The organism is Microcystis aeruginosa NIES-843 (assembly GCF_000010625.1).
Taxonomy (GTDB): Bacteria; Cyanobacteriota; Cyanobacteriia; order Cyanobacteriales; family Microcystaceae; genus Microcystis; species Microcystis aeruginosa.
On record NC_010296.1, the window covers coordinates 335,409 to 349,475 of the forward strand.

Here is a 14,067-nt window from a genome sequence, read left to right on the forward strand (position 1 = left end):
CTCAAACCAACCTACGGAACTACTGATTAACATAATTTTTTAGTTCAGGATGTGCTAATAATTTTTGAACATCAGCAAAAATTTTGTTTGTCCGTAAAATCTTTTTGAGGAAATCAATATTGGCAAGTTGAGAATTAATACTTAAAGCACTTTCAGCGAGTTTTAATGCTTTATCTTTTTCGCCTTGATGATAAAAAGCAACGGCTAAAGCTAATTGAATTTCGGCTGATTGATTGTTAATTATTAGTGCTTTTTCCCATTGTTTAATTGCTTCACTTATTGACCCTTGTTCATACTTAACTAAGCCGATGCCCATCATAGCAAACCAAGCATTTTTGTTAATTTTAATAGCTTTGTTGTAATCAGAGAGGGCTAATTCGTATTTTTGTTGGAGATAGTAAAGATTCCCCCGATTGTTGTAAGCCTCAACTAAATTAGGATTAATTTCAATAGCTTTGTTGAAGTCAGCTAAAGCTAATTCGTCTTTTTGTTGGTAATAGTAAATACCCCCCCGACCTAAGTAAGCCTCAGCTAAATTAGGATTAATGTCAAGAGCTTTGTTGTAGTCAGCTAAAGCTAATTCGTATTTTTGTTGGAGATAGTAAAGATTCCCCCGATTGCTGTAAGCCATAGCTAACTTAGAATCAAGTTCAATAGCTTTGTTGAAGTCAGCTAATGCTAATTCGTATTTTTGTTGGTCATTGTAAATATTCCCCCGATTGCTGTAAGCCATAGCTAACTTAGAATCAAGTTCAATAGCTTTGTTCCAGTCAGCTAAAGCTAATTCGTATTTTTGTTGGTTATAGTAAATACTCCCCCGATTGTTGTAAGCATTAGCATAATTAGGATTAATGTCAATGGCTTTGTTGTAGTCAGCTAAAGCTAATTCGTATTTTTTTTGGTAATAGTAAAGCTCCCCCCGACCAAAGTAAGCCATAGCATAATTAGGATTAATTTCAAGAGCTTTGTTGAAGTCAGCTAAAGCTAATTCGTATTTTTGTTGGAGAAGGTAAATACCCCCCCGACCTAAGTAAGCCTCAGCTAAATTAGGATTAATTTCAAGAGCTTTGCTGTAGTCAGCTAAAGCTAATTCGTATTTTTGTTGGAGACTGTAAATACTCCCCCGACCTAAGTAAGCCTCAGCTAAATTAGGATTAATTTCAAGAGCTTTGCTGTAGTCAGCTAAAGCTAATTCGTATTTTTGTTGGAGACTGTAAATACCCCCCCGACCTAAGTAAGCCAGAGCCAAATTACGATTAAGTTCAATAGCTTTGTTCCAGTCAGCTAAAGCTAGTTCGTATTTTTGTTGGAGAAGGTAAAGAAGCCCCCGATTGTTGTAAGCCACAGCATAATTAGGATTAATGTCAATGGCTTTGCTGTAGTCAGAGAGGGCTAAATCGTATTTCTGCAAGTCTTTGTAAAGATTCCCCCGATTGTTGTACGTCTCAGCATAATTAGGATTAATGTCAATAGCTTTGCTGTAGTCAGAGAGGGCTAAATCGTATTTTTTTTGGTTAAAGTAAAGAAGCCCCCGATTGTTGTAAGCCACAGCATAATTAGGATTAATGTCAATGGCTTTGGTGTAGTCAGAGAGGGCTAAAATGTCAATGGCTTTGGTGTAGTCAGAGAGGGCTAAATCGTATTTCTGCAAGTCTTTGTAAAGATTCCCCCGATTGTTGTACGTCTCAGCATAATTAGGATTAATGTCAATGGCTTTGCTGTAGTCAGAGAGGGCTAAATCGTATTTCTGCAAGTCAGAGTAAAGATTCCCCCGATTGTAGTAAGCCTTAGCATCATTAGGATTAATGTCAATGGCTTTGCTGTAGTCAGAGAGGGCTAAATCGTATTTCTGCAAGTTATAGTAAAGATTCCCCCGATTGTAGTAAGCCACAGCATCATTAGGATTAATGTCAATAGCTTTGCTGTAGTCAGCTAAAGCTAATTCGTATTTTTTTTGGTCAGAGTAAAGATTCCCCCGATTGTTGTAAGCGTTAGCATAATTAGGATTAATTTTAATGGCTTTGTTCCAGTCAGAGAGGGCTAAATCGTATTTCTGCAAGTTATAGTAAAGATTCCCCCGATTGCCATACCAAGCAGCACGGGGAGCGAGATCAATTGCCTGAGTAATCGCCGCTAATCCCTCATCATAGCGTTTTAATTGACTTAATACTACATATTTCTCGTTATAGTGATTGGGGTTATTGGGAAACAGAGAAATCGCCTGATTAATCACCGTTAAGGCTTGCTCATAATTTTCTAAATAGCGATAAACAACACTTTGCTTTTGTAAAATACTACTGTGAAAGTTCTTTAAATCTTCCCGTTTAGGTAAGGTATTAATCGCTTGTTGCAAAGCTTCTATAGCTGTTTGATATTTACCTAAATAACCTAACGCCAATCCCTTCCCATACCAGGCTAAATAGACATTCTTGGGGTCATTTTGCTTAATCGCTTCATCAAAGGCTTTAATTGCTTCCTCATACCTTTCTAACCGCCATAATTGTCCTCCCCTTTGTATCCAAATATCCGCCTTCGCATTGGTATTAGGGACAATAACACCAGTAATCGCTTGAATAATTTCTTGTTGTTGTTGCGGACTAACTTGGGGTTGAGCAGTGGTTAATAATTGCGGTTTTACCTTCAATCTTTCTTGCAATCCGATAAAAGTGCTAATGGGAATCCCTAAACTAAACCCTAGCTGAATTTTCCCTACCCCTGCTGTTTCCGAACTTCCATGAATCCCTATTACTCTCCCCTGAGAGTCTAAGACTGCACCGCCACTCATGCCCCCAAATGTGATGCTGGTATAAACTAATTCATAGCCTCCGGTTAAAGAAGCAACACTTTGTAATGTTCCTCCTTGTTCATTGCTTAAGTCACTTTGGCGGGTTTGTAGTAATCCCCCTTCTTTATCGTGAATTGTACCGCCACTAAACAACCATTTCGAGGGATTGTCGCCAATTTTGGGGAAGCCTGCGGCAAAAACAAAATCACCGGTATTTGGGTTATAATTCGCTATTTCCGCAACGGGATAATTGTCTCGGCTTTCAAACTGAAAAACTGCTAAATCTACCCCTTCCTGCCGGATGATGGTGCTTTTCTCGATTTTTCGAGTTTTGCCGTCCCTGGTGACGACGGTGTAGGTGAAATTGACACAGGTTTTCTCCTCGGCGATTTTTTCGCAGAGGACGTGAGCGGCGGTTAAAACTGTGTAAATATTCCCTTTTTTAGCGATAATTACGCCACTTCCATTGGCAATTACGCCACTTCCATTGGCTTTACTGCTACTATCAATCCGCACGGTGAAACCCTTGGCTTTTGTTTCTAATTGGGCGATATAGACAGTAGGGGCGGTGGTTTCTATATCGGGGTTCACCTGCGGTAGGGGTAGGTTATAGGCGCTGAGGATTTCAGGACGGATGTAGGTTAATAGGGTATGAAGGGAAATGCCCCAGTTAACCGCTCTCATCTGTTGGATTTCTTCGTCTGTGGGTTTTGTGCCGTCTTCGTAGGTGTAGTTAGAGAGAATCGGATGGGCCGATCGCCCGTTAATGCCGATTAACTCCCCATCGACAAAAATGCCGCCGCCACTCATTCCCTGCACGATATCGCCACTATAACCGACGCTGTAGCCATCCCGGAGGGGTCGATCGCTCACCTGTTCGAGGGTTCCCTTTGTCGTCCGATACTGTCCCGTTTCGGCAACATATCCCGCGGCCACCACTTCTAAACCGATCCTGTTTTGATTGATGGTAAACTTCGCGATGGTGGCGATCGAATAGTCCCGGGTATCGCTAAACTCCAGCAGAGCGAGATCTTGATTCTCCGATAGGGAATTGGGGACAATGCGGGCCGCACGGCTGTGGCCGTCGTAAGTTTGTACCTGTAGGGTTTTCGTGTTGCGGGTAACGTGGGCGTTGGTTAGGACAAGGTAATTATCGCCTTTTTTAGCGATAATCGTCCCCGATCCCCGATTTGTCTCGCTAGTAATCCGAACGGTGACTCGTTGTAGGATTTGCTCCTCGGTAAGCTCCCGATCGCCCTGTGCCGTCAGAATGGGATGATTAGAAATATTTCCGGCAGCCGGGGTGATAAGGGTTAACCCGGGTTGAGGCAGTAGGGAGAAAAGAAGGATGAGGGCGATCGAAGGTTTGATCATGGCTTTTACCTAGCTATTTTAAATAGTAGAAAACGGGTTTCTCCGAGAAACCCGTTTTCTGTGCGTTACTCAACGGATTTAGTATAAGAACGAAGAAAAAAGAAGATACCGGAGGTGGTGAGAAGTGCGATCGCTGGGGGAATAATCGGAACCCAGAGACCGAAATAACTAAAGAGAAGCCAACCGATACCAGTAAGGGAAATCACAGTGATCGCCACTGTCAAAAGTACCGTTTTTACCCGAAGAAAACGCCACGTTAACAATCCCCCCACCAGGGACCAACCCAGCACCCAGAAAGCCTCCTGTAGGGGATTCCAGAAAGCGATCGAGGTACGTTTTCCTTCCATTGTATCGAGAATTTGACTGACTGCGTGCGCGTGCAAATAAACCCCCGGAATTGCTTCCGATGGGTTGCGACTAAAGGGGGTTAAAAAATCATCGATCCCGGGTTCTGTTACTCCAATCAGGACAATTTTTCCCCGGACCGATTCGGAATTAAAACCCGGATCTAAAACCTGTTGGAGAGATTTTTTCGGGGCAATTTTTGTGATTGCATCGCTGCCATTATCGGCGATTCGACGGTAAGCGAGCATAACTTGACGACCGGATCGGGTATCGGATTGACTGGTTCTATAGGGGCCGCGGTTGGATTGCAGCCAGTCACCGAGATGAGTATCCCCGATATTAATTTCTAGAATTCCCCGCTGCAGTTTATTGCAGTCAAAATCTTGATTCTGGGATTCTAGATATCGTTTGGCAATTAGGAGACTAAAACTAGGAGCATAATCTTTAAAATTACAGGACATTGAGTCAACTGTGGCCAAAGAATCCGGGGGAAGACAGGGAGATGTGCGATCGAGTTTTGCCTGATATAAAAAACGACGAATTCGGGGAACTCCGGCAATGGTTTCGTCTGGGACTATGTTACTAAAACCACTCTGATTTTTTGGCAGTTCCGGGGGTGGGGGAAATCCGTCCGGTTGCGGGTAATTATTAAACTTACAAATCGAGATAAAATTAGGAGTATTTTGTAATTGTTTGGCTAGGGGTGGATAATCTTGACTGGCAGCGATGGGACGGAGGATATCTAAGGCGATAATTTGCGGTTCGTAGGGCAGTAATTTATTTAAAAGCTGCGATAATGCTTCTCCTGCGAGGGAACGTTTTCGATCGCTTCCGGGTATTGTTGGTCTTTTCATACCCATGCGATCTTGATATTCCCAATCTTGGCGATCAATGGTAATAATTAATAATCTTTCGTCGGGTTTATCTTTGGGTTTTAGTTGCATCAGGCGATCATAAATATTTAATTCTAAGGGTTCTAAAATTCCTGTTTCTCTTATTGCCAAGACTGTCATCGTTACGGCTAAACCTAAACCGAAAGTTAGAGCAAATCGTCGCCAATTTTGTTGTTTTTGAGGGGAGTTACTGAAACTATGCCAAGTGGGGGGTTCTTCGGTGGGATTGGGGCAAACTACGGGCAGCCAACTGGCACAGGGATAGTCTTTTTCCCAGTCATCGTGCAGATTTTTTTGGGCTTCATGTACGGCGCTATAGAGAGATTTATTATTGGTAAAAGCGGTTAAAAAGTATTGCAGAAATTTGGGAGAAACGGGATCGGGTAATTTCTCGCGCATAAAGATTAGATGGGGTAATGCCATCCCTTTTTCCCGTGATAGTTGTTGTGCTAAACCAATACCATCACAGGAGTTAAATATCGCTAACTTTAACCCGTTTTTAGTGGCTTCTCCCAGGGAAAAGCTAAAATCAGCTATCTTTAATTTATGAGTTTCTGTTAGTTGAATTTCGCAATCTTGACCATCTTCTGTACTGGCACTATGACCGCTAAAAAAGAGGATATTCCAAGTTTCTTGACGCAATAACTGATTTAATTTTTGCGGGTGAGGGGCTTTTTCCCAGATAATTTCGGCTCCTGCTTTTCCCGCAATATCGTCTAAAGTTTTGCGATCTTCTTCGAGAAATCTTAAGTCGGTGGCATAGCCTAAAATGGCTAAAATCCGAATTTTTTCATGATTTTTTAATTGTCTGGTTAAGGTATCGTATTCTGAGACAATAATGGCTATATCTGCGCCAGTATTTTGGAGGATTTCCCATTTTTCCCAGGGGAATCTTTGCAGCCAAATATTATCGGTTTGTAACCAGATACGAAAGTTATTGCCAGAGCGCAGAATTGCGGTTTTGATCGGTTCAAATTCTGGGCTATTATTCAACCATTTGTTTAAGTTATCCTCAAATAATTTGGCTTTTTCTTGGCAGTTTTTAAAAACTAAACTCTGCTGAGAACTATTGGTAATTTGTTGGGGATTGCTATCTTTTAAGACTTTAAAAAATCCCTCTAATTCACTATAGTGACGTTGCCATTGACGGTAAAGAGTTAATAACTCTAAATTAGCTGGTAGCCTTGCTTTGATCACAGTTTGGGGACGAGAATTAAGATCGGGACGAATTTCTAATTTTACTTTAAATCCCCGATCAAATGTGCCATCTAGTTCGAGAGTTAAGAGTTTAATCATTAAGTTTTTCCTCGCTTATACTTGTAAATATTCGGTGACTCTTGCCGATTCTAAAGCCACTTCAATGAAGAATTTATCCCCCAATTCAGCATCAAATCGATAACGAATAAATTCATCGTTATCTGTGGCAATTACTTCTCGAAAAACCTGACCATTTTCGGTGAGAATAGTTAATTTTAAATGGGGGGGTAAAGTGCTTGTTTCTCCGGTGGGGTAAACAGTCGCTTGCAGGCTAAATACTTCTTCAATTTTAGCGATAGTAATCATCAAAGCGAGGGAATTTCCCAGTAATTCTATTCCTAAATCTTTGATGCGTTTAATTTCTGTATTTTTGAAAGCTGGAACCAGTGACAGTGAGCTAAAATCGAGGATACTTTGCCAATCAATGGGGAAATTATCGGCAAACCAATTGGTTAACTTGACGGGGGATTTTTGCCGACGGGTAATTAAAATTTTTCTCCAGTTACTATTGACGATAACTGCTGCCCATTCCTGAAAAGTAACGGCTTTTCTGGGAAAGATTAACTGAGGATTAGCTAAGATGTCTAGTAAGGTTGTCAATCTATCTAAAGATAGTTTTTCTTCCATCTTTTCCGGTTCAATCTTAACTGGTTGTAATTGACACTCTCCCCATAAATTCAAAGAATCTGATCCTGATTGCAGTTGATTTCTCGGTAGAGAGTAGTTAAGATTACGCTTAATATATTGTCCTTTTTCCTTAATATCTTTATGGGTAGTATAACCCCAAATTCTCAGATAACTTTCGGCAGTGTTTACCTGTACCGCTAGATAATAATCACCAATTAATTGAGGAATATCTACCCATTCTTGAGGAATTTCGATCGCTTCTAGATCCAGAGTTTCGCTGGCAATAACTATTACTGACTTTTCGCCTAATTTAACGGTAAAACCATTAACTCCTAGTTGCCAGAAATCCTCTTGATTTTCTACTAAGCTAACCCCAGGCATCCCTGACTGTAGATAGTTAAAAATAACTTGTTGACAAAGATAATTAACATAAAATCTCTGACGAATACTGGCATCAGTAAAACTGGCACTTTTTGCCCAACTGATCTCTTGAATATCTGCGGGTATTTCTAGCCAAATGCTATCAGGAGTTAGTTCTAACCAATCATTAACCATAATTAATCCTCCTGAGTTGTTGCGCTGGTTTGATAGTAGTATGTTAGCCATGGTTCTATTGCCTTACTAATAACTTCTCTATCGTGAGACTGGGAAGGAATATGCAGGTTTTCGCTGGCCCAGGGTAAAAACTTTTTAGCGAGGTGACGATAAACTTTATCCAGTTCCCTAGAAACCTGATATTGTTTGATAACCACCGTGGTAATTTCTGTAATCTTAGCGGCAATTGCCACTTGTCCCAACCCGGAACCATAAGTCATCTCTAGAATTAACTGAATTTGCGGATGCAGTTTTGCCTGTTGCGGCTGCTGACAAATCTGTTCAATTTCTGCCCCTAACCAAGCTAGAATTTTTTGGTGGTTTTGTTGCGAATCGAGAAAATTTTCCGCCGCTTCTAATTGCTGCCAAGGGTTATTATGGAGAGTATCTTCGATCATTTCTTCCCTCGTGCTACTTTCCCCATCCCCGAAAGGTTGCTGTAGAGAAATTGTTTTTCCTTGGGGAAATAAATAATCAGAAATAGCTTGTCCCGCATCCTTTAACCATCGGGTAATTGTCGCAGAACTGATTTTGATGGTAGAGTGGCTATCCGAGTTATAAGCAGCGGCGATTTTTTGCCAGATTTCTGGACTAGGTTCCTGAATTTTACCATCGGTTTTGATTTTTGCCTGGGCATAAATTTCTTTATAGTAATCCCAAGCTAAAAGGTAATTTTCGAGAGTTTCTCCCACTAATCCCCTCGCCAGGAGAGCTTGGCTGAGACGCGCTCCGGTAGAATTAAGTAGTAGGCTCCAAGTATTATGGCCGAATGCTTGACTAATCTGACGGATGCGATCGATTAAGCGATATTTAATCCTCTGAGTGGCAAAATTATCGAAGCGAGTAGAGAATAAAGGCTTAAAGTCAGCTAAGATAGCCTCAAAACCAAGAATTCCTTCGTTAAAGTAGTCTTCGATCTGATAATCCAGTTTAGCTTGATATTTTTGATAGATTTCGGCAGCAGCCCAGTAGCAAGGTTCCTGTAAATAAGCGTATAAATGCCCACGAAAAAGATGATTTTTGGAACCGTGATTCTGATACTGTTGGTGAAAGAATAGGGACCAATAATCCTCGGACTCGACATTAGGATCGATTGGGCCATAGCTTTCCATGTTACGACGCAAACGCCGATCGCAATTCCATTCTGTCCTATTTTGTCGCAAAACTAAAAAGCAACAAAACTTCTCCAGCAAAGTCTCTCGTTTTTTCATCTAGCTACTCCCCGTGGAGGTCAACTAAACTCTCTATCGTTCCACTTGCAGCTTTTATGCAGTATTTTGGCATTTTGTTACAAATTGATCATACTCGGTCTAGGAGAGTCACATTGACATACTCCCCCACCCCCAACAGCTAACCCCCAGGGAGGACTACGAGGGGCATCTTTTAAAAAAAACCTGTCCAGTGTTCCTGAGAAACGTTAACATAAGTTAACAACCCCTTGACAACCGATAAAATCATCCTCAATTTATCAGGAGTTCGACAGCGTGAACAAAAACGGTAATAACAAAAAATGGCGCAATGCGGGACTATATGCCCTATTGTTAATCGTAGTCCTTGCCTTGGCCTCAGCTTTCTTCGATCGCCAGCCAGCAGTGCAACAGACTTGGAAGTATAGTGAATTTTTACAGGAAGTACGGGAAGGTAAAGTAGAAACCGTGCGCTTAAGTGCCGACCGGCAACGAGCGATCGTACCCACCCAAGATGGAGCAAATGTATTAGTTAACCTGCCCAACGATCCGCAATTAATCAACATCTTGGCAGAAAATAACGTTGATATTTCCGTACTGCCCCAAAGAGAAGAAGGAGTATGGGTAAGAGCCTTCAGTAGCCTCTTTTTCCCGATTTTACTTCTTGTTGGTCTATTTTTCTTGCTCCGTCGCGCCCAAAGTGGTCCCGGTTCCCAAGCGATGAACTTCGGCAAATCGAAAGCAAGGGTACAGATGGAACCCCAAACCCAGGTTACTTTCGGTGATGTGGCCGGGATTGAAGGGGCAAAATTAGAATTAAACGAAGTGGTGGACTTCCTGAAAAATGCCGATCGCTTCACGGCAATTGGGGCAAAAATCCCCAAAGGAGTCCTTTTAGTCGGTCCTCCGGGGACTGGTAAAACCCTGCTCGCTCGCGCAGTAGCTGGAGAAGCAGGAGTCCCGTTTTTTAGTATTTCCGGTTCGGAATTTGTGGAAATGTTCGTCGGGGTGGGTGCTTCTCGCGTCCGCGACCTATTTGAACAAGCGAAAGCGAATGCACCTTGTATCGTCTTTATCGATGAGATTGATGCTGTCGGTCGTCAACGGGGTGCCGGTTTAGGGGGTGGTAACGATGAACGGGAACAAACCCTCAACCAATTATTAACGGAAATGGACGGTTTTGAAGGTAATACAGGTATTATCATTATCGCCGCCACTAACCGTCCTGATGTGCTGGATGCCGCTTTATTACGTCCGGGTCGTTTCGATCGCCAAGTGGTGGTGGATCGTCCCGATTACGCTGGCCGTAAGGAAATCCTTAATGTCCACTCCAGAGGCAAAACTTTGGCCCAAGACGTGGATCTCGATAAAATCGCCCGTCGTACCCCCGGTTTTACCGGTGCGGATCTGGCTAATTTGCTCAACGAAGCCGCAATTTTAGCGGCACGTCGCAATTTAACCGAGATTTCCATGGATGAGATCAACGATGCGATCGATCGTGTTCTGGCCGGTCCTGAGAAGAAAAATCGCGTCATGAGCGAAAAACGCAAAACTTTAGTTGCTTACCATGAAGCTGGTCATGCTTTGGTGGGTGCTTTAATGCCAGATTACGATCCCGTCCAGAAAATTAGTATTATTCCCCGCGGTCGCGCTGGGGGTTTAACTTGGTTCACTCCTAGCGAGGATCGCATGGAATCCGGGTTATATTCTCGCGCTTATCTGCAAAATCAGATGGCTGTAGCTTTGGGGGGTCGTTTAGCTGAAGAAATTATCTTCGGTGAGGAGGAAGTGACTACGGGTGCTTCTAATGACCTGCAACAGGTGGCACGAGTAGCGCGGCAAATGGTCACTCGTTTTGGCATGAGCGATCGCCTGGGGCCGGTGGCTTTAGGTCGTCAAAATGGTAATGTTTTCCTAGGTCGTGATATCGCTTCCGATCGAGATTTCTCCGATGAAACTGCGGCAGCTATTGACGAGGAAGTGCGTAACTTAGTGGAACAGGCCTATCGTCGCGCTAAAGAGGTTTTAGTCAATAACCGCGTCATCTTGGACCAGTTAGCGCAAATGTTAGTGGAAAAAGAAACCGTGGACGCGGAGGAGTTACAAAATATCCTCGCTCATAACGATGTGAAAATGGCGGCTTTAGCTTAAGTTTTGTAACATTTTCTTGACAAACAGCATCCATCAGGGTGCTGTTTTTTTTGATAGCTGTTAATCGGGTGCATCTCAATTTTTGTCAATCCCACACAGAGAAAACGGGTTTCTCGGAGAAACCCGTTTTCTACTCATGTAATTTCGGATTTTTAAGCGGAAACTTTCTCCTAAAGTTGATTCAAGGTAGGGTTGATTCAAGGTAGGGTTGATTCATGAATCAACCCTACCCAAACCCCGAAGCGCATTAGTTTTTCGGTGGGATGATTACAGATAGCTGCTGATATATCTGTAATAATTTAAGAGTCACTGATAATTAATGTGGGATGTACCCCTGTTAATCAGCTTCACAATACCCAGTTTAAATGCGTCTTAAGTAGGGAGGCACAATTATTTGTAGGATGGGTTAGCGGTAGCGCAACATGAGCGGACGTTGGGTTTCATGCTTCAACCCAACCTACGTTGATCTTATATTTAATTCCACCCACCCACTTAGCTTAACAGTCCTGTCTTTTCACTGTTCACTGATTACTGTCATGTAGCATTGATGACTACTTCCTCTTTACCTATTTTAATTGTTATTTGTGGGGCAACTGCCACAGGAAAATCCAGTTTAGCCCTACAATTGGCCGAAAAGTTTAATTCAGTAATTCTCAGTGCCGATTCCCGACAAATCTATCGAGAATTTAATATTGGTACTGCTAAACCTAGCTTAGAAGAATGTCAGCGGATTCCCCATTATCTAATTGATATTTGTGATCCTCAAGATAATTTTACCCTAGCACAGTACCAAGAACAAGCTGAGGATTTAATCAACAATCTCCACTATTCTCCCCTGTTTTTGGTCGGTGGTACGGGACTTTATATCAAGTCCATTGTCAAAGGTTTAAAAATACCGAGGGTTTCTCCTCAAGCGGATTTAAGACGGCAATTACAAGCTTTAGGGCAATCCTATCTTTATCAAATTCTGACGCAGGTAGATGAGGAGGCTGCTAAAAAAATTCATCCCCATGATCAGGTCAGGACTTTACGCGCTTTAGAGGTTTTTTATCTGACAGGAAAACCTATCTCTAGTCAGCAGGGAGAAAATCCTCCCACTTATCCGATTTTACAAATTGGTTTAGATTGTTCCCCAGAAAGTTTAGGCAAGCGGATCACTGTTCGTACTGATCAAATGATCGCCAGGGGATTAGTAGCAGAGGTGCAGAATTTGGGGGATAAATACGGTTGGGATTTGCCACTTTTGCAGACTTTGGGTTATGCAGAGATTAAGCAATATCTGCTCGGGGAAATTTCTTTAGAACAGGCGATCGATCTAATTATCCTCCACACCCGTCAATTTGCCAAACGTCAGCGCACTTGGTTTCGTGCCGATGCTGATATTATCTGGTTTCCCGTCGATAAAGAAAATTTATTGGAATCGGTGGAACGAGAAATTATTTTGTTTCTTGAGGGGTTGTCAAGGCCCGATATAAAAACACATCATCCTGATTAACGATTAACTGAAAGTTGTCATTTTGATTCAGTTTATTTAAGTGATCATCAATTAGTTCTGATGAACTAGACCAACCGGGATGACGGCGATCGAGTAGGATATAATTAAATTGATTTAAATCTAGGGATTGGGAACCTTCGATCGCTAATTTGATCATTTCTCGATGGGTAAGATGGGGGGCAATTCTAGAAGTAGTCAAGACACTCTCACTGGTGGTAATTTGGGTGAGAGCTTTTTGGGTGGCGGACCAAGTATCGAGGGAATTTAAATACAGTGACCAAAAATAGCCGTATTTAGCTAAGGCAAAAAAGGCAATAATTGCCCAAGTAATTATCCATTTAGGCTGCTTCAACCAGCTGCTATTATGGGCTAAAGTGGCGATAACCGCTAGAAATAAAAAGGGCAAAATTGGCAGGGAATATTGAGTGGTTAAGTTTTTTTGTGGGGCATGATCTGCTAATAAATTTAAAGCGAGTGCGGGAATAGCGGCAATTATTGGGGCAGAATAGCGCCAGGATAAACCCCAAACTAAGGGAATAATTAATAGGATTAGGTATTCTAGATTGTTGCCAGTAAAGATTTTTCCTAAGACAAGATCGGGTTTGAGGAAAAGATTAAAGATAATTGCTGGTAAACTATCTCCTAGATAACTATATCGAGAATCGGCCATTTCAATAACTGCTGATTTTCCTGTCAGTAGAGGGATTAATAATTTCGTGGCGATAATAAACCAAAGAATGCCGGTAATAATAGCAATTATTCCCGAGATTTTTTTCTTTTCCCAGAGAAGTAACCAGATACCCATTCCCAACAATGTTAAAGAGAGAATTGCTTTACAACCGAGAATAATAATGATTCCTAGACAAAATCCCCAGAGATTATTTAATCTTGCGGCCAAAATTGTCCAAAAAATTGCTGGAACTGCGATAACTTCAGGATGAAAATCAAAGAGATTAACATTAAAAATTAGGGGATAGAGCAGATAAACTAAGGCTAATGTATAAGCTTGTTTTTCTTTTAATCCCGCTTGTATTGCCAATTGCCAGAGGGGAAAAGCACCAAGAGAAAGGGAAAAAGCTTGTAAGAAAAGCAGCCAATAAACGCTAGGATAAATTTTATAAAGTAAGGCTATAGGATAGAGGATAAAAGCGATATGATCGCCTAAAATATGGTAGTCCACAAAAGATATAATCGGTGGTTTACCTTGAGAAATTAGGTAAACTCCTTGATCGAACCAACCAAGATCGAGAGCGTTAGATTGAAATAAAATATGTCTGATGCTGCTGCAAATAAACAGGATTATTGTGCCGCAAATAACTAACCAAAATAAATAATTTTTTTTGTGCATAATTATAAAGT

7 protein-coding genes are annotated in these 14,067 nt (G+C 41.8%); 2 read left to right on the top strand and 5 right to left on the bottom strand.

Features of this window, described 5'->3' with window-relative positions; translation table 11 throughout:
* Positions 1-19: 19 nt before the first annotated feature.
* The 4 genes from MAE_RS27605 to MAE_RS01745 form a co-directional block, all read right to left on the bottom strand.
* Complete coding sequence (locus MAE_RS27605; RefSeq protein WP_012264052.1) at positions 20-4,159, bottom strand: serine protease; 4,140 nt, start codon at positions 4,157-4,159, stop codon at positions 20-22.
* 65 nt (positions 4,160-4,224) lie between these two features.
* On the bottom strand, positions 4,225-6,693 hold the full coding sequence (locus tag MAE_RS01735; protein WP_012264053.1) for a CHASE2 domain-containing protein: 2,469 nt from the start codon (positions 6,691-6,693) through the stop codon (positions 4,225-4,227).
* A gap of 15 nt (positions 6,694-6,708) precedes the next feature.
* Positions 6,709-7,836, bottom strand: coding sequence for a DUF1822 family protein (locus MAE_RS01740; protein WP_012264054.1), 1,128 nt, complete (start codon positions 7,834-7,836; stop codon positions 6,709-6,711).
* Between the two features lie 2 nt (positions 7,837-7,838).
* Positions 7,839-9,086 carry a hypothetical protein gene (locus MAE_RS01745; protein ID WP_012264055.1) on the bottom strand — a complete coding sequence of 416 codons (1,248 nt, stop codon included), beginning with the start codon at positions 9,084-9,086 and terminating at the stop codon, positions 7,839-7,841.
* A gap of 273 nt (positions 9,087-9,359) precedes the next feature.
* Between MAE_RS01745 and ftsH3 the strand changes: the two genes are divergently transcribed.
* Together ftsH3 and miaA are read left to right on the top strand one after the other, a co-directional pair.
* Positions 9,360-11,213 carry an ATP-dependent zinc metalloprotease FtsH3 gene (gene ftsH3, locus MAE_RS01750; protein ID WP_012264056.1) on the top strand — a complete coding sequence of 618 codons (1,854 nt, stop codon included), beginning with the start codon at positions 9,360-9,362 and terminating at the stop codon, positions 11,211-11,213.
* A 547-nt stretch (positions 11,214-11,760) separates the two neighbouring features.
* Positions 11,761-12,708, top strand: a complete 948-nt coding sequence (miaA, locus tag MAE_RS01755) for a tRNA (adenosine(37)-N6)-dimethylallyltransferase MiaA (RefSeq protein ID WP_012264058.1) — start codon at positions 11,761-11,763, stop codon at positions 12,706-12,708.
* Here the strand turns inward: miaA and MAE_RS01760 are convergent.
* Complete coding sequence (locus MAE_RS01760) at positions 12,650-14,056, bottom strand: DUF2079 domain-containing protein (protein WP_012264059.1); 1,407 nt, start codon at positions 14,054-14,056, stop codon at positions 12,650-12,652. The two genes, miaA and MAE_RS01760, sit on opposite strands and share 59 nt — an antisense overlap.
* Between the last annotated feature and the right edge of the window lie 11 nt (positions 14,057-14,067).